This window comes from Candidatus Kryptonium sp. (assembly GCA_025060635.1).
Taxonomy (GTDB): Bacteria; Bacteroidota; Ignavibacteria; order Kryptoniales; family Kryptoniaceae; genus Kryptonium.
Window position 1 is genome coordinate 109,005 of the sequence record JANXBN010000003.1, and the last position, 17,470, is coordinate 126,474.

The following is a 17,470-nucleotide window of genomic DNA, read 5'->3' on the forward strand; positions in this document are numbered from 1 at the left end:
AAAAGGTTTAAAGTAAAAGTGAAAAATTACATAGAGTATATCGCTTTTAAATTTTTCGTTTTTCTTGCTCGTCTTTTACCTTTGCGAGTTTTGCAACGATTGGGGAGATCGTTTGGAATCTTTGCATATTATTTTCTTCCATATAGAAAGAAAGTTGCTTTTGAAAACTTAAAAAACTCCTTTCCAGACAAGAGCGAAAGCGAGATCCGACGAATTTTAAAAATGGCATATGTGAATTTTTTCATAACTCTTTTTGAGTTTGTAAGCTTCCAAAAATTAAAGCCAGAAGATCTCAAAGATTTGGTTAGAATGGAAAACTTTAATTATGTCACTGAGGCATTAAGTGAAGGGCGTGGTTTGATTTTAATGTCTGGACATTTTGGAAATTGGGAGTTAAGCGCTATCGTTTTGGGTATTGAAATTAACAAACCACTAAACATAATAGTTAAAACACAAAGGAACAAGCTCGTTGATAATGAAATAAACAAATGGAGATGTAAGTTTGGAAATAGAGTTATACCAATGGAAAAAGCCTACAGAGAATCATTAAGAGTTTTATCAACCGGTGGGGTGGTTGCACTCCTTGCGGATCAAAGCGCACCTAAGGAAGGGCTTTTTGTAAACTTTTTAGGTAGACCTGCTTCAACATTTGCAGGTCCAGCGGTTATGTCCTTGCGAACTGGCGCTCCGATTGTGATGGGTTTTTCAATAAGAGAGAAAAATTTTAAATATCGTTTCGTCTTTGAAAAAGTTGATTTTAAACCGTCCGAAGATGAAAATGAAAACATAATTAAATTAACTCAACTTCACACAACAATTTTAGAAAAATATGTGCGTCAATATCCAGATCATTGGCTTTGGTTTCATAGACGATGGAAACATAGCCCACCACAAAGTTTTCAATCCGAATGAATATAGATATTAAAAACTGGAAAAAGATCCTGATAATTCAAACTGCATTTATCGGTGATGTGGTGCTTGCGCTTCCACTTTTGCAAGTTTTGCGTAGGAAATTGCCTAATGCTGAAATTGATTTCATGCTTATACCTAAAACTGCTGAACTTTTAAAAAATCATCCAGATGTCAATGAAGTAATAGTTTTTGACAAGAAAAATAAAGATAGGGGATTGAGCGGAATCTTTAAATTGGCTAAAAAGGTAGCTTTAAAAAGATATGATGTTGTGTTCATATTACAAAGACATTTTAGAAGCGCTTTGATTCCTTTTTTAGCGAAGATTAAAATTCGCGTCGGATTTAACAAAAGTGCCTTTAAATTTCTTTATACTCACATAGTCAAATATGAGAAGATCCACGAGATTGAAAGAAACCTTTCATTGCTCAAACCGTTTGGCATAGAAACAAGCAGGAAAGAGCTTCCGAATCTTTATCCATCTGATGATGAAAAACTTTATGTTGATCAACTTCTTTCTGGAGTTAACTCAAAAATCATCAGTATTGCGCCAGGTTCTGTGTGGGAGACAAAAAGATGGTTGAAAGAAAAATTTGCAGAGCTTGCGAAACTTCTTTCGGATGATGGATTTGTAATTGCTCTCGTTGGAGGTGTTGAGGATTTCAAACTATGTGAGGAAATAAAAACTATGAGCGATGCGAAGAATGTTATAAATTTTTGTGGGAAGCTAAGTTTGCTTCAGACAGCTGAACTAATTCGTCGTTCTGTGCTCCTTGTTTCAAATGATTCTGCACCAATGCACATTGCAGTTGCAATGCGAACGCCGGTGGTTGCTATATTTGGCTCAACTGTGCCTGAATTTGGATTTTATCCATATGGTGAAAAAGATAGAGTTGTGCAAGTTGAAAATCTATATTGTAGACCTTGTGGAACTCACGGGAGAAAAAAATGTCCTGAAGGACATTTCAAGTGTATGAAGTTAATTGATTCAGAGAGAGTTTATCTTGAGGTCAAGAGTTTAATCCAAGAAATTGAATAATTTTTTCTGTTGCTCCAAGGTTTGAGGAAACAAGCTCAAATGATCTTTTGCCAGATTCAGTTCTAAGTTTTTCGTCCGAAAGTAATTTTCTTAGAGTTTTATAAAATTCTTTTTTGTCTTTTACGATGAAGCCACCTCCAATTTTTGCGAGATTTTGCGCCTCTGGCGAGTTGTTTATCTTCGGACCGTATATCACTGGAATCCCATAAGTGGCAGGTTCAAGCACATTGTGGATCCCCTGCTTAAAGCTCCCTCCAACATATGCAACATCAGCATAAGCGTAAAGCGACATAAGATAACCAACAGCATCAACTATTATAACTTTTTGATCAGTGTAATTTTCAATCGCAGAAAACCTAATAAAAGAAATTTTGTCTGCAAGTTCTTCTTCTATTTTTCTAATGTTTTCTTCGGTAGGTTCGTGTGGAACTATAATTGTTAAAAGTTTTGGCTCATATTTCTGAATTTTTACGATCGTCGGTATTATGATTTTTTCGTCATCTTCCCAACTGCTTCCGACGACAAAAATTTTCTTCTTCTCGTCATTTTTTGTCTTTGTTACATTGCTTGGAAGAGATGCTTTTTTCTTGGATTCTTTACTTCTGATGAAAACCTGATCATATCTTGTGTCGCCAGTTGAAAATATCTTCGGTTTCTTTAGTTTTAATTTTGAAATGTTTTTTTCGTCGTTCTTTGAGATCAAAAAGATATAATCGCATAACTCATAGAATGTGCTATAGAAAAATCGTTGTGGAAACGATGTCTTTTTCTCATTAACAATTGCGTTTGCTATGCATATCGTGAAATTGTTTTTTCGTGCCATATGGATATGGTTTGGCCAGATGTCGTACTTCATTAGAAAAAGATAAGTTTTATGAGATTTTATTAGGTTTGTGAATTTTTTAGCGTTGAAGATTGAGTCAAAAGGGATGTAAGAGATCACATCTGCAAGTGGATAGTTTTTTGAATGTTCATATCCGGATGGAGAAAAGAAGGTTACGATTATATTTGGGTTAATTTTTTCTCTAATTTTTGCTATCAATGGTTTAGCCTGTTCAAATTCACCAAGTGATGAGGAATGAAACCAAAATGTTGGTTTTTGTGGGTTGAATTTTTGCTTTATTTTTAATTCAAGATTTTTGAAGAGATCTTTTCGCCCTTCTATGCCCTTTTTTGCTTTTTTATTCAGATGCCCGAGAATGTGAAAAGCGACGAAAAGAATCGGGATAAGAAATAAGTTGTAAAAAATCAGCGTTAGAATCAGATTAAATTTCTTCATTATGGTATGTTTATTTTTTTGAAAGCCATATCTCTGGGTTTTGTTGTTGTCGTTCATACCATATTTCAAAATGAACAATTGAACCTTCAATTGAATCCCCGCTTCTGCCTATGACCTGTCCTGACTTTACTGTTTCGCCTTCGTTGACAAATATATCTGATAAGTTAGCATAAACTGTTCTAAAACCACCGTCGTGTGTTATGATGATTATATTTTCAAAACTCGGTAGCCAAAAAATTTTTGAAACGATTCCGTCTGCGACTGCTTTAACCGGGCTATTTTCTGGAACTGCAATATCAACACCATAATTTAGCGTAATAGTTTTAAGGGTAGGGTGTATTTGCTCCCCGAAACGAGATATTATCTTTCCATTATCTACGGGCCATGGAAGTTTACCTCGTAGTTTAGCGAAGTTTCCTTCTATTTTTGGAATTTCTACATCTGTTTTCTTCTGTTCAAGTTTTCTTTTCCTTTCTTCTTCAATTAGTTTTGCGATAACAGTTTCAAGCTCCTTAATTGCTTTTTTCCTCCGTTCAAGTTGTATTTGCAAATTTTGTTTATCTTTCCTTATCTTCGCAAGGATTTCTCTTTTTTCTCTTATGCTTGCCTGAAGATTAAGTTCTTCTTTTTCTTTCTGATTGACCAGATCCTTTTGTTTTGATAAGACAGATTCAAGTTCATTTTTTTGTTCTTTTAACTTCGTATGTAATGCGTAGATGGAGTCAATTGTCTTTTTTCTGTATTCTGTAAATTTTTTAAGGTAAACAGTTCGCGTCAACATTTGATTAATTGATTTTGCGGTTAAAATCAATTCAAGATCGTGAGTTCTGCCCCGTTTGTAAAGTGCCCTGACATATTTAGCATACTGCTCTTTTAAGGTTTGGATTTCGCTTTCGGATTTGTAAATTTCGGTCTGAAGCTGATGGATCTGTTGTTCGTTTTCTTTGATTTGTTTTTTCAATTCAGCAATTAATCGTCTCAAGAGATTATCTTTCCTTTCGTAATCATCTATTAATTCCAGTGTGATCTTTTCTTCTCTTTGTGCTTGTTTAATTTTGTTTTCAAAAATCTCTATCTCTTTGCGAAGGCGATTTAACTCTTCTCTTTTTTGCTTTATTTTATCCTGCGAGTTTTGCTCAGTGGTTGTGAGAAAAATTAGCAATAAACTTAAAATCCAAACTCTTTCCATCGTTGAGTGATACTTTCTTTGACTTTTTCATCCATTTTTATAACTTCAAGCCACGGCTTGTGATGTCCTTCTTCTTCAAATTTTCTCGTGCAATCAATTGCCATTCGGCGACCAAAATAGGGAAGAACGCGATAATTTAAATTTCTCTCGTCAAAAAATATATCTCTCTCGGGATCAAATCTCGTAAATATCCCCCACACAAGTTCAGTTTTATCGTGGATGTTAACCTCTTCATCTACAATGAACATAATTCTGATCTTTCTACCGATGTCAAGATTCCATATTTCTCTTGCTATCTCTCTGGCTTTAAATGGTTTATCTTTTTTGATTTTTATTACAAGAATTCCATCAACTGGTCTTAATTCATCAATGATCTCGCTTTTACCTTTCAATTCAGGTATATCAATTTTCTCTATCTCAAACGGTTGTCTTTCTTTTTTAGGGGTTGCATCAATTCCAAGTTTTGAACCGTGGTCCGTTGTTGGTCCTGCGACATCAAGTGTATCAGTGTGGGCATCTCTTACGAAGATCAAATCTTGTGAAAAGTCAACCCATTTTAAAATTTCAATTGCGACATCTTTTAGGTTTTCTGGATTTATGTTTTTGTCAACAGCTATCAAAATTTTAGTTAAAGAAAGTTGTCCAAGTCCCCAAACTCCCATCATTGCTTTAACTGCTTGTCGTGGGAAGTAGCTCTCAACAGATAAAATGCCCAAGTTATGGAAGCCAGCTTCTTCACTTATATACATCTTTTCTATTTCGGGAAGTTGCATTTTTATGATGGGGAAGAAAATTTCAGATATTGCTTTTCCAATCCAAGTATCTTCCATCGGAGGTTTTCCAACTATTGTTGCTGGGTAAATCGCATCTTTTCTATGAGTGATTGCAGTGACATGCAAAACGGGAAATGGTTCAGAAAGTGAATAATATCCGAAATGATCACCAAACGGACCTTCAGTCCTGCGTTCAAATGGATAAGCATAACCTTCAATTATAAATTCAGCGTTTGCCGGAACTAATATTGGGATTGTTTTCGCTTTTACAAGACGAATTTTTTCATTAAGAAGATATGAGGCAAACATAAGTTCATCAAGATTAGGTGGTAGAGGGACGATTGCAGAAAAGATTAGCGCTGGATGTCCGCCAATTGCGATGGCTACAGGAAGTGGTTTGTTAAGTTTTTCAGCTTTCCAATAGTGATAAGCTCCTGTTTTATGGCTTTGCCAATGAAGCCCTGCGGTTTTTTCGTCATAAAGTTGAATTCTATACATCCCAACATTTCTTTTTCCCGTTTCTGGATCGTGAGTTATAACAAGTGGTAACGTGATGAACTTGCCTCCATCTTTAGGCCAGCATTTCAGCACAGGAATTTCAAAAAGGTTGGGATTAAGATTTACCACTTCTTGAACAGGCGCGTTTTTAACAACTTTAGGTTTTAACGCTTTGAAAAGTTTAAAGAAATATCTTCTATTTTTGTAAATGTTTTTAGGCGTAGGTTTTTCAGTTAGAAATTCAACAAGCCATTTGAAAGTTTCCGCAGGTTCATTTTTGATTGCAAGCTTAACTCTCTCGTATGTTCCAAGTAGATTTATCGTTACGGGAAACTTACTATCTTTAACGTTTTTAAATAAAAGAGCCGGACCGCTTGATTTTACAACCCTGTCTGCGATCTCGGTAATTTCAAGCTCTGTGGAAACTTCAGCGTTAATTTCTTTAAGTTCGTTTCTTTCCCTTAAAATCTTCAGGAAACTTCTTAAATCTTGAGCCAATGCGATGAAATTTTTTGTTTGTAAAATTTTTAGTATAATTTAACAAAATTCAGATGGGCTTACAAACAAAAAATTACTTTGTAATGTCAGCTGCACTTTTCACGGGCTTTCCGGGATTTATCGGGGCGAGGTTGATAAAAAGACTGTTTGATTATAGGCGGGATATAGAGAGGTTTTATCTTATTGTTCAGGAAAAGTATCTTTCTCTTGCGAATGAGACGATCAAAAAAATTCTCACAGAATTTCCGTCAATGTCAAAAGCATTTCAAGTTATAATAGGTGATATCACTCTACCAAATCTTGGAATTGAAAGTCCAGAGAAGATTAAAGATGAAATAACGGAATGTTTTCATCTTGCAGCTGTTTATGATCTTGCTGTTCCTTTTGAGGTGGGTTACCGAGTAAATGTTTTGGGGACTGAAAATGTTGTTAATTTTTTGAAAAATTGTCCCAATTTGCGAAAATTTAACTATGTAAGCACAGCTTATGTTTCCGGTCTTGCGACTGGAGTTTTTAGTGAAGATGATTTTGACCTCGGACAGGGTTTTAAAAATTTTTATGAGCAGACGAAATTTCTCGCTGAAAAAGTTGTGAGAGAAAATCAGAAGTTTATTCCCACGACGATTTATAGACCAGGGATAGTTGTTGGTGATTCAAAAACTGGTGAAACCGCTAAATTTGATGGACCTTATTATGTCATTCTTTTGATGCTAAAGCTCCCAAACTATTCCCCGTTTCCTAAAGTTGGATCGGGTGAGGCAGAAGTTAACATTGTTCCTGTGGATTATGTGGTTGATTCAATTGCTTATTTGAGTGGACTTGATGAGACAGTTGGAAAAGTTTTTCATCTTACAGATCCGAGACCACACAAGGTTTTTGAGTTGGTTCAAATTTTCGCTGAACGGCTTGGAAAAAGTTTTATTTATTTCCGCATTTCACCCCAAACAATGAAAAAGTTGATGAAACCTCAATTCTTGCAAAGAGTTGTTGGTATTCCTGTGCAGTTGATTGATTACTTTGATCATCATATTCATTATGATTGTAGTTTTACAACTTCAATTTTAGAGCGAGGTTATATAAGGTGTCCAGATTTGCTTGATTATGTTGATGTCATGATTGAGTTCGTTCGTAGGAATAAAGGTAGGATTGCAAGACGGGGCTTAAGTTAAGGTAATTTTTGAGTTTAAATTCAAAAGGTTTTAAATTTAATCTGCACAAATTAAAAACAAAACCAAAAAGAACATGGCACATATAAAATTTGGAACTGATGGTTGGAGAGGTATAATTGCCAAAGATTTCACATTTGAGAATTTAACGAAGGTTGCAATTGCAACCGCCAAATTTTATAAAAGACATAAAAAAGCTAAAAACGGACTTGTCATAGGATATGACACAAGATTTCTCTCACGAGAGTTTGCTGAACATGTTGCAACCGTGATATCGAATTTTGGAATAAAGGTTTTACTGTCCGACGGATATTGCCCAACGCCTGCAGTTTCATTAGCAATTCCAAAATTTAATTGTGCTGGAGGAGTTGTTATAACCGCAAGCCATAATCCTTATAAATACAATGGCTATAAGCTAAAAGCGGATTTCGGCGGTCCTGAAGAGATTGAGAACATAGAAAAAGTTGAAAAAGAAGCGAATAAACTCCCAAAGTCAGAAATTGAAAAAGTGAAAAAGTCATTTGAACAGCTAAAGGATAAGGGATTAATTGAACTTGTTGACTTGAAAAAAATTTACATTGATGATTTAAAAACGAAAATAGATGTTGAAGCAATAGAAAGATCAGGGCTGAAAATAGCTCACGATGCGATGTATGGAGCAGGGCAAAAGATTTTGAATGAGATTATACCTTCAGCGGTTGTCATTCATAATGAATTTAATCCTTCATTTGGTGGAGTAAGTCCTGAACCAATTGCGAAAAATCTTGCCGAATTAATGCGACTTGTTCCAGAGAAAGGTTTTGATGTAGGTCTTGCAACGGATGGGGACGCAGATAGAATTGGCGCTGTTGATGAAAAAGGAAATTTCGTAGATCCGCAAAGAGTATTTGCGATTTTGTTAAAGTATTTTTACGAAGATAAAGGTTTAAGAGGCGATGTTGTTAAAACTGTGTCCGTTGGATTAATGGTTGATAAACTTGCGAATAAATATGGCTTAAAAGTTTATGAACTACCTGTTGGTTTTAAACATGTGGCAACGCTTATGGTTACTAAGGATGTGATGATCGGCGGTGAAGAAAGCGGCGGAATCGGAGTTAAAACTCATATACCAGAGCGAGATGGGTTATTTCTTGGATTGACAATTTGTGAAATGATGGTCAAAAGAGGGAAAAAACTTTCTGAAATAGTTGATGAAATTTTTGAAGAAATAGGTCCTCACTATTACAAGAGAATTGATCTTCACACCACAGAAGCACACAAACAGAAAATTCTTGGAAGGCTTAAGAAAGGATTAAAAGAAATTGCGGGTTATAAAGTTAACAATGTCCTAACAATTGATGGATTTAAATTCTTCTTTGATAATGGCTGGCTTCTTGTGAGGGCTTCGGGAACCGAACCATTGTTAAGATTCTATTGTGAAATGGATGATCCTGAGAAAGTTGATAAAGTCCTTGATTGGATTGTCAATCTAAAATAAAAACAAAAAACCCCGACTGTTTGAAGTCGGGGTCGCCCTTAAGTTTTAAGTTGTTCATGTAAATGCGGAATAACCAGTGATGTGCTCTCCAATAATAAGTGTGTGAATGTCGTGTGTCCCTTCATAAGTTTTTACTGATTCAAGATTATTCATATGTCTCATAACTGGATACTCGTTCAATATTCCGTTTGCTCCAAGTATATCTCTTGCAAGGCGTGCGATTTCAAGTGCGTGGTAGACATTATTTCTTTTCGCAAGCGAAACTTGGACGAAGTTAGCTTTACCTTGGTCTTTCAATCTTCCAAGTTGAATGCATAAAAGTTGTGCTTTTGTTATTTCAGTAAGCATGTAAACGAGCTTTTCTTGGACGAGTTGGAACGAGGCAATTGGTTTATCAAATTGTATTCTTGTTTTGGCATATTCAAGGGCTGTTTCATAGCATGCCATAGCAGCACCAACAGCACCCCAAGCAATACCATATCTTGCCTGTGTCAAACACATAAGAGCTGATTTTAAACCTACCGCCTTGGGTAATATGTTTTCTTCAGGTATCCAGCAATCTTGAAATACAAGTTCACTTGTCACAGAAGCACGAAGAGAATGTTTGCCTTTCATTTCTGGTGCTTCAAATCCCGGGGTTCCTTTCTCAACGAGAAAACCGCGAATTACTCCATCAAGTTTTGCCCATACAACCGCAACATCAGCTATTGTTCCATTTGTTATCCACATTTTTGTTCCATTCAAAACAAATCCACCATTTTTATATTCTGCCTTTGTTCTCAATCCGCCAGGGTTTGACCCAAAATCTGGCTCTGTCAATCCGAAACAACCGATTTTCTCACCGCGTGCAAGTTTTGGAAGCCAATAATTTTTCTGTTCTTCGCTTCCAAACTCATAAATTGGGTACATTACAAGTGAACTTTGCACTGATGCGAAACTTCGTATTCCACTGTCCCCGCGTTCAAGCTCCTGCATTATTAAACCATAGGCGACATTGTTAAGGTTTGCACAGCCGTATTTTTCTGGCAATGTTGCTCCGAAAATCCCAAGCTCTGCCATTTCTGGCACAAGGTGCATCGGAAAAGTTCCTTCCATATAATGTTTCTCAATTATCGGGATAACCTTCTCATCAACCCACTCCCTAATAGTATCACGAACCATTTTTTCCTCTTCAGTGAGGAGTTCTTCGGTATTGTAGAAGTCAACGCCCTTGAACTTTGTTCCTACTAACATAGCAATGAACGATTTTGTTTTGAAGCTCGGATTTAAATTATCAAAAATTCTGTCTAAATGCAAAATCTTCATGCTTATTTTTTCACCAGCTTTTAAGTTCGTCTCTTCATCTTTCTGACCTTTGGGATTAGTTTGAACATTACTTGAAATTTTTATAATTTTTAAAGTGTTGAAACTAAACAAAATTTTTAAGCAAGTTATGAGGAGAAAAATTATTTTCCTTGCCCTATTTACAATTTTACCTTTCCTTCTTTTGTTTGCTCAAACTTATACGATTGAACAATATCTCAACATCAAGAGTGCATCTGGTCCAACCGTCTCGCCAGATGGAAAGTTTATAGCTTATCTTACTGACATAACTGGGACAAATCAGGTGTGGAAGACCGGCATTACATCTGGTTGTCCTGAGCAATTAACATTTTTTGATGAAAGAGTCCAATTTGTCTCATGGAACCCTAAGGATGGATACTGGCTTCTTTTTGGAAAAGATATCGGAGGTAATGAACATACCCAACTCTTTCTTTTGAAATCTGATGGAAGTGAAATAAGAAGATTAACTCATAATGATAATGTAATTTATAATTTCGGAGCTTGGTCTAACGATGGAACCATGTTTGCTTTTACGGCAAATGAAAGAAATAGAGCGTTTTTTGATGTTTATGTTATGAACATTAAAACTGGGGAGAAAAAACTTGTATGGCAAAATGACGGGAATAATTCCGTTGTCGCATGGTCGCCTGACAATAAATATATCGTTGTATCTCAAAATCGCAGCAGTTTTGATAATGACCTCTATCTCATAGAATATGAAACTGGAAAAGTTTATAACATAACGCCACACACTGAGCCAGCGAGATACTTCGGAGTTGAGTTTTCAAAGGATGGCAAGCGAATTTATCTTCTTTCAGATGAAGGAAAAGAATTTGTTGGAATAGCCTATATTGACATTCCAAATGGGAAATTAAAATATATCTACAACACCAACTGGGATGTTGAAACAATAGAACTTTCAAAAGATGGCAAATATCTCGTTTATGTTCTTAATGTTGATGGTTATAGCGAGGTTTATTCCTTGGATATTAACTCTGGAAAGAGCAGAAAATTGAATTTCCCTGCAGGTGGAGTCATAGGAACTTTAAGATTTACTTCTGATGGGACAAAGATCATATTTACATATTTAAGCCCTGTAAAAAATCAAGACATTTACTACTACGACATACAAAAGAATACTTACTCACAAATTACCAAGAGTTCAACCGCTGGAATACCGCAAAGTTCGTTTGTCGAGCCAAAACTTGTTCGCTTTAAATCATTTGACGGGCTTGAAATCCCTGGATATCTTTATCTTCCGAAGAACGCTAAAAAAGATGCTTCATTGCCGGTGATTGTTTCAATCCATGGTGGTCCTGAAGCGCAAGAATTGCCAAGATTTTCGGCACTTTATCAGTATTTCGTAAATAACGGTTACGCTGTTTACGCACCAAACATCCGCGGAAGCACTGGATATGGGAAAACATACGCTTCACTTGATAACACAACGAGACGAAAGGATGCAATAAAAGATGTTGCTATGATACCTGAATTTCTTAAGTCAACTGGTTATATTAATCCAAATAAGATCGTTGTTTATGGTGGCAGCTATGGGGGTTATATGACGCTCGCAGCAGTTACATTTTATCCTGAACTTTGGGCTGCTGGTATTGATCTTGTTGGAATTTCCAACTTCTTAACATTCTTAAAAAATACAGGCGCATGGCGCCAAAGACATAGAATGGCTGAGTATGGTGATCCGGAAAAGGACGCTGAATTTTTAAAGGAAATTTCCCCGTTCTATTATGTTGATAGAATTAAAGCACCTCTTATGATTATTCAAGGAGCAAATGATCCGCGTGTTCCAAAATCGGAGTCAGATCAAATTGTTGAATCAATAAAAGCAAGGGGTGGAATTGTTGAATACCTTGTTTTTGATGATGAAGGACATGGGCTTTCAAAACTTAAGAATAGAATTAAAGCATACAAAGCGATCGTTGAGTTTCTTGATAAATATGTGAAAAATAAAAAATGATCTTTGATTTGTGATCATTTACCTTGTACGACACGCAGATGCTGAGCAAAAGAAACCGGGGATGAGTGATTTTGATAGAGGTTTAACCGAACTTGGAAAAGAAATGACGAGAAAGATGGCTACTTTTTTGAAAAAAATGAATTTGAAAGTTGATTTGATAGTTTCAAGCCCTCTTGTTAGAGCAGTTCAAACGGCGGAAATAATTCGTGATGTACTTGAGGTGCGATCGGATATCGTGAAAATAAATGAACTCATCCCCGGTTCCGACTTTCAAGCCTTGATGAAAATAATAAAATCTTTTGATTGTGACAATCTCCTAGCTGTTGGACACGAACCTCATCTTGGAGAATTTTTGGGTTGGTTAGTGGGAATTTCTAAACCGATTGAATTTAAAAAGAATAGCATTGCCTGCGTTGAGATATCTTCATTCGGTGCTTCAGGGGGTAATTTGAATTGGTTAATTCACCCAGATATGTTTACTTGGATTGAAACAATATAAAAGAAAAAATAGTCAAAAAAGTTGAGCGGGAGACGGGACTCGAACCCGCGACATTCACCTTGGCAAGGTGACGCTCTACCATCTGAGCTACTCCCGCTTGTCAAAGATTCACTATAAATATAATATCTTAAAACAAAAAATTCAAGTTTTACGGCAAAATTGACTTTGCGAAAGATAATAAGTTGGTGTTTCCCGAATGAAGCGGGATAATAGGTAAAAGGTAAAAATTTATTTCTGATTTTAACATGATTGAAAAAATTTTTGATTTTATAGTTCCACCTGATGATGCTTTGTTTTTCTCAAGAGGTGATGAGAGCGATCCGCGAATGGGTGATTTAGTTTTGAGGAAAAGGGAAGATTTTAGAGATATTGATATCGCTATCCTTGGCGTCCCACAGGATGAAGGAGTTAAAAGAAACAAAGGAAGACCAGGCGCTTCAAAAGCTCCGAATGAATTTAGAAAGTATTTTTATCGCTTGACCCCATTTAATTTTAAATTCAAGAAACAAATAACTGAGTTAAAAATTTTTGACCTTGGAAATTTGAAAACTGATGGAACTCTTGAAGATATCCATGAGCGACTTTCTTTCGTTGTTGAAGAACTTATTAAAAATGGGATTACTCCAATCATAATTGGTGGGGGACATGATATAGCGTTTCCAAATTATATTGGCTTCGCAAGAAATTACATAACAAACAAAAAAGCTGTCATCAACATTGATACACATCTTGATGTTCGTAAAGCCGAGCTAAGAAATAGCGGAACACCTTTTAGGCAAATTCTTGAGTTAGAGATTAAACCCGATGCGATCTTTGAAATCGGAATTCAAGATTTTGCAAATTCAATTTATCACTTTAATTATGCTTTGGAAAATGGTGTAAGAATTTTTACGCTCCAAGATGTCAGAGAAAAGGGAATTGACTTTATTTTGAATGACCTCAAAAATGAGTTAAACGAACATTTTATTCATTTGAGTTTTGACATGGATGCTGTTAGAAATTCCGATGCCCCAGGCGTAAGCGCGACTTACCCGGATGGATTGGCTGCTGAAGAAGTTTTAAAAATCGCGTTATATTGCGGTTTAAACCTAAATGTAAAGGTTCTTGATATAGTTGAGATAAATCCAGAATTTGATATTGATGGTAAAACATCACGCCTTGCTTCGTTTTTCATTCTTAATTTCTTAACCGGTCTATTAAACTCTGGATGTTGATATGAGTTTAAAGATAAAATTTGTTTTGTTTTCTCTTTTCACTCTTGCTGCTTTAATGTTTATCTCAAACATTTCTCGGTTCGGTGTCAAAGTTGAGCCAATACTGATCTTTACACTTATCTTTTTCGCTCTCGGCGCAGGATATGTTTTCATTTGGAAGATTTTGAATCCTATTGAAAAATATAAGATTGCAATTGAACGAGTACTTAAGGGGCAATATATTGAAGTTGATTATAAATCAAGGGATGAGGTAGGTGAACTTGGTGAAAAACTTTCAAAATTAATTGCAAAGATAAAACGGCGTGATCTTGAGAATTTTATTATATCCCGAATTGATCACATTCTTCTATCAAATATACAGATTCAGGATGCAATCGGTGAAATTTTAAAAATTTTCAAAGAATCATTGGGTTACTATCGCTTTTCAATTTATCTTGTTGACAAGGAAAACCAAAAATTTCGTTTGCTTAGCTCGGTTGGATTTCAAGAAAAATATTTAATTAACGAACTTGCATTCGGAAGCAAGGGACTTATAAACCATGCTTACATATTTAGAAGCCCAATTTATTCTCCCGATGTTTTAAATGATCCAAGATATATCAAGGAACATCCGGACATAAGATCTGAATTTGATGTCCCTCTTATGCTTGGGGATGAAGTAATTGGAATTCTTAATGTTGAAAGCGATAAAATTGATGGGATAAAACCAGAGGATAGGGAATTTTTAACTCGTGTTTCCGTTCAAATCGCAACCGCTTTTAGGAATTCAGAATATTATAACCAAGCAATGAAAAGATTGAGGCAGTTGAACATTTTAAATAAAGTTTCGCAAGTGATTGGTTTTAAACTTGATATTGAAGATATCTTGAGATCTGTATTAAACTTGATGATGGAAAGTTACGAGACAAACAAAATTGCGGTTTTCTTGAAAAATAAAAAGGGAGAAAGCGAGGTTTTAAATTGCGCTGTTTCAATTGGTTTAAGCGATAAACATATTGAAATTGCTGAGGAATATACACCTTGGCGAGGTGAAGAGTATATTTTTCCTGTTGTAATTGATGATGTTGAAAATGAAAGGTCTCTTTTTAACTTTAAAGATGTTTTAGTTGAAGAAGGTATCAAATCCCTTGCATTTTTCCCGATAGTCCACAGAGAAAAGTTTTTAGGACGACTTGATATTTATTTCAATTCCAAAAAAATACTTGGAAAAGAGGAAATTGAACTTGGTGTAAATATATGTGGAGAAATCGCAAGCGCAATTGAAAATGCCAGATTGTTTGAATTGTTGAAGAGCTCTGAAAAATTTATAAGAACAGTTCTTGAAAGTGCTCCTGTTGGAATATTAAGAGTTGATAATAGTGGAAATCTTCTCTATCTAAATTCCGAAATGAAAAAGGTGCTTGGTTTATCTGAAGAGGATATTCGTAGCGTAGCAGAGGAAAGAATAAAAGATTTCTTTAACAGTATCAATTTAGAGCTTCTTAAAAAGACGCTTGAGAGAGGGGAAGGTATAAAAAAATTATTTGTGCCTTTCAACTTAGATAACGGAAAAGAGATAACCCTCGTCGTAGACATTCAACCTGTTTTTTCTTCCACTGGAAATGTAGATGGGTATATAATCATCGCAATGGATGTAACAGAGGAAGAAAAATTACAGCGTGAAAGGTTAATGTTAAGCAAGGTTATTGAAAATCTTTCAGAAGCGGTGTTAATAACCGACATAAATGGTAATATACAATATGTTAACCCTGCTTTTGAAAAAATAACCGGATACAAAATTAACGAAGTGCTCGGACGAACTCCAAGAATTTTGAAAAGTGGAAAACACGATAAAAAATTCTATGAGAATCTGTGGAAAACAATTTTAAGCGGCAAGGTTTGGGAGGGTGAATTGATTAATAAGAAAAAAAATGGCGATTTTTATTATGAGTATATGAGTATTTCACCGTTGTTTGATAGTCAGGGTAACATCACAAATTTTGTCGCCATAAAGCGTGATATAAGTGAGCAAAAGCTTTTTGAGACACAGATGCTCCAATTTCAAAAGCTTGAATCAATCGGTTCAATATCCAGCGGTATTGCTCACGATTTTAATAATGTTCTTTCGTCAATACAAGCGGGTATTAAAGTTTTAAGAAGAAAATTACCTGAAGAAGACCCTGATATAGCAAAAGTGCTTGAGATTTTAAGAAAAAGTGCTGAAAGAGGAGCTGATATAACAAGGCGACTCTTGAACTTTGTAAGAAGGGAAAGTGGAAAGATGTCAATTATTGATGTTAACGATTTAATTCAAGAAGTTAAAACCCTTGTCGTTCATAGTTTTCCAGAAAATATAAAAGTTGAAACATTAGTTGCTGAAAATGTAGGTTATGTAAATGTTGATTACGGTCAAATGGTTCAAGCGATAATGAACTTATGTATTAATGCCAGGGATGCTATGCCAAATGGAGGGGTTTTGAGGATAGAAGTTAGAATTGTTGATGGAGAGTTCTTAAGAGGTAAATTTGCAGGTGTTACTTCTAATCAGTATGTCGTTATATCAATTTCTGATACGGGCGTTGGAATTCCGGAGGAGATTAAAGATAAAATCTTTGAGCCATTTTTCACAACTAAACCCTCTGAAAAAGGCACAGGTCTTGGGCTTCCGATAGTTTTGAAAATTATTCAATCTCACAATGGCTTCATAAATTATGAAACGCAAATAGGCAAAGGAACAACATTTTATATTTATCTACCATCATTTGAAAGAAAAGTTGAAAAAGTAGAGGAAATTGAAGTCAAAGAAATTACACCAGTTACAATCTTAATAGTTGAGGATGAAGATAATTTGAGATATCTTTTGAAAGAATATCTTGAATCAAAGGGACACAAGGTATTTGCGACCGATGATGGTTATGAAGCTATTGAAATTTACAAGATGAACATGGAAAAAATTGACCTTGCCTTGATAGATATCGGTTTGCCAACGATAGATGGAATTACAACATTTAGAAAAATAAAACAGATAAATCCTAATGCTTGCGTCGTCTTAACGAGCGGATATTTCATTACAGAGCCATCGCCAACAGTATTAATGGCGGAAGAAGGTTTAAGCGGATTTATTCAGAAACCTTACGATATAGACAAAATAGAATTTTTAATAGAAAAATTTATCGGGAAAGCCAAGGCTTAAAGATATATAATTAATTCGTTTGTATCGCTTTTGTATTCAGTGTTATATGTTCTCAAGTTTTGTGTTGCCGGTCCTTGAATTACCTTGCCATCTTTATCAAATCTTGAACCATGACAAGGGCAATGAAATTGTTGTTCCGAGTTGACCCAATTAGTCCTACAGCCTTGATGTGTGCATATCATGGAGAAAGCTTTGAATGTTGTTTGTCCCGTGCGAAATACAATTATAGGAGTTGAATTTACAGTAAATGTTTTGAATCCTCCAATCTGTCCAAGCTCTGGATGCTCACTTAATTTTATTGTGAATCGTGTTCCCGATGTGGGAGGTTGAGTTGGATTCGTTTCTTCTTTTCTGCAACCGTGAAATAAAGTGAAAAACGCTGAAGCACCAATTGAGGCTACAATAAACGAGCCCGCAAGATTAAAAAATTGGCGCCTTGATAATTTATTGTTTAACAT

General features: G+C 35.4%; 13 protein-coding genes and 1 tRNA gene. 8 read left to right on the forward strand and 6 right to left on the reverse strand.

The features are described from left to right. Positions 1–18: 18 nt before the first annotated feature. Positions 19–912 (forward strand): lysophospholipid acyltransferase family protein, encoded by an 894-nt coding sequence (locus NZ923_06270; protein MCS7229625.1) that lies wholly within the window; start codon positions 19–21, stop codon positions 910–912. After that, the gene (waaF, locus tag NZ923_06275) at positions 909–1,949 is read left to right on the forward strand and encodes a lipopolysaccharide heptosyltransferase II (protein MCS7229626.1); all 1,041 of its coding nucleotides are present in this window, start codon (positions 909–911) and stop codon (positions 1,947–1,949) included. Before NZ923_06270 ends, waaF begins: the two co-directional genes overlap by 4 nt. On the opposite strand, the gene NZ923_06280 is transcribed toward waaF, so the two are convergent. The 3 genes from NZ923_06280 to NZ923_06290 are packed head-to-tail and all read right to left on the reverse strand — an operon-like array spanning position 1,921 to position 6,186. Then, positions 1,921–3,285, reverse strand: a complete 1,365-nt coding sequence (locus NZ923_06280) for a 3-deoxy-D-manno-octulosonic acid transferase (protein ID MCS7229627.1) — start codon at positions 3,283–3,285, stop codon at positions 1,921–1,923. The two genes, waaF and NZ923_06280, sit on opposite strands and share 29 nt — an antisense overlap. Continuing rightward, the gene (locus NZ923_06285) at positions 3,239–4,417 is read right to left on the reverse strand and encodes a peptidoglycan DD-metalloendopeptidase family protein (protein ID MCS7229628.1); all 1,179 of its coding nucleotides are present in this window, start codon (positions 4,415–4,417) and stop codon (positions 3,239–3,241) included. The genes NZ923_06280 and NZ923_06285 overlap by 47 nt, the downstream gene beginning before the upstream one ends. After that, positions 4,396–6,186 carry a menaquinone biosynthesis decarboxylase gene (locus tag NZ923_06290; GenBank protein ID MCS7229629.1) on the reverse strand — a complete coding sequence of 597 codons (1,791 nt, stop codon included), beginning with the start codon at positions 6,184–6,186 and terminating at the stop codon, positions 4,396–4,398. Before NZ923_06290 ends, NZ923_06285 begins: the two co-directional genes overlap by 22 nt. A gap of 53 nt (positions 6,187–6,239) precedes the next feature. Here NZ923_06290 and NZ923_06295 point away from each other — a divergent pair, with 53 nt between their 5' ends. Both NZ923_06295 and NZ923_06300 read left to right on the forward strand, forming a co-directional pair. After that, a complete protein-coding gene (locus tag NZ923_06295; protein ID MCS7229630.1) occupies positions 6,240–7,355 on the forward strand; it encodes an SDR family oxidoreductase in 1,116 nt (371 codons plus the stop codon). A gap of 73 nt (positions 7,356–7,428) precedes the next feature. Then, entirely contained in the window at positions 7,429–8,829 is a 1,401-nt protein-coding gene (locus NZ923_06300; protein ID MCS7229631.1) for a phosphoglucomutase/phosphomannomutase family protein, read from the forward strand. Between the two features lie 54 nt (positions 8,830–8,883). Here the strand turns inward: NZ923_06300 and NZ923_06305 are convergent, their stop codons facing one another. Continuing rightward, positions 8,884–10,062 (reverse strand): acyl-CoA dehydrogenase family protein, encoded by a 1,179-nt coding sequence (locus NZ923_06305; protein MCS7229632.1) that lies wholly within the window; start codon positions 10,060–10,062, stop codon positions 8,884–8,886. A 199-nt stretch (positions 10,063–10,261) separates the two neighbouring features. Between NZ923_06305 and NZ923_06310 the strand changes: the two genes are divergently transcribed. After that, a complete protein-coding gene (locus NZ923_06310; GenBank protein MCS7229633.1) occupies positions 10,262–12,127 on the forward strand; it encodes a S9 family peptidase in 1,866 nt (621 codons plus the stop codon). A 10-nt stretch (positions 12,128–12,137) separates the two neighbouring features. Next, on the forward strand, positions 12,138–12,626 hold the full coding sequence (sixA, locus tag NZ923_06315) for a phosphohistidine phosphatase SixA (protein MCS7229634.1): 489 nt from the start codon (positions 12,138–12,140) through the stop codon (positions 12,624–12,626). 24 nt (positions 12,627–12,650) lie between these two features. On the opposite strand, the gene NZ923_06320 is transcribed toward sixA, so the two are convergent. Then, a tRNA-Gly gene (locus NZ923_06320) sits at positions 12,651–12,723 on the reverse strand. Between the two features lie 148 nt (positions 12,724–12,871). Here NZ923_06320 and NZ923_06325 point away from each other — a divergent pair. Both NZ923_06325 and NZ923_06330 read left to right on the forward strand, forming a co-directional pair. Continuing rightward, positions 12,872–13,840, forward strand: coding sequence for a formimidoylglutamase (locus NZ923_06325; GenBank protein MCS7229635.1), 969 nt, complete (start codon positions 12,872–12,874; stop codon positions 13,838–13,840). Between the two features lies 1 nt (position 13,841). After that, a complete protein-coding gene (locus tag NZ923_06330) occupies positions 13,842–17,012 on the forward strand; it encodes a PAS domain S-box protein (protein ID MCS7229636.1) in 3,171 nt (1,056 codons plus the stop codon). On the opposite strand, the gene NZ923_06335 is transcribed toward NZ923_06330, so the two are convergent. Next, the gene (locus NZ923_06335; protein ID MCS7229637.1) at positions 17,009–17,470 is read right to left on the reverse strand and encodes a ubiquinol-cytochrome c reductase iron-sulfur subunit; all 462 of its coding nucleotides are present in this window, start codon (positions 17,468–17,470) and stop codon (positions 17,009–17,011) included. The genes NZ923_06330 and NZ923_06335 overlap by 4 nt on opposite strands.

Coding starts and splice junctions, on each gene's coding strand:
- waaF (MCS7229626.1), top strand. CDS start 909: ATGAATATAGATATTAAAAACTGGAAAAAGATCCTGATAATTCAAACT.
- NZ923_06280 (MCS7229627.1), bottom strand. CDS start 3,285: ATGAACGACAACAACAAAACCCAGAGATATGGCTTTCAAAAAAATAAA.
- NZ923_06285 (MCS7229628.1), bottom strand. CDS start 4,417: ATGGAAAGAGTTTGGATTTTAAGTTTATTGCTAATTTTTCTCACAACC.
- NZ923_06295 (MCS7229630.1), top strand. CDS start 6,240: ATGGGCTTACAAACAAAAAATTACTTTGTAATGTCAGCTGCACTTTTC.
- NZ923_06300 (MCS7229631.1), top strand. CDS start 7,429: ATGGCACATATAAAATTTGGAACTGATGGTTGGAGAGGTATAATTGCC.
- NZ923_06305 (MCS7229632.1), bottom strand. CDS start 10,062: ATGTTAGTAGGAACAAAGTTCAAGGGCGTTGACTTCTACAATACCGAA.
- NZ923_06310 (MCS7229633.1), top strand. CDS start 10,262: ATGAGGAGAAAAATTATTTTCCTTGCCCTATTTACAATTTTACCTTTC.
- NZ923_06325 (MCS7229635.1), top strand. CDS start 12,872: ATGATTGAAAAAATTTTTGATTTTATAGTTCCACCTGATGATGCTTTG.
- NZ923_06330 (MCS7229636.1), top strand. CDS start 13,842: ATGAGTTTAAAGATAAAATTTGTTTTGTTTTCTCTTTTCACTCTTGCT.
- NZ923_06335 (MCS7229637.1), bottom strand. CDS start 17,470: ATGTTAAACAATAAATTATCAAGGCGCCAATTTTTTAATCTTGCGGGC.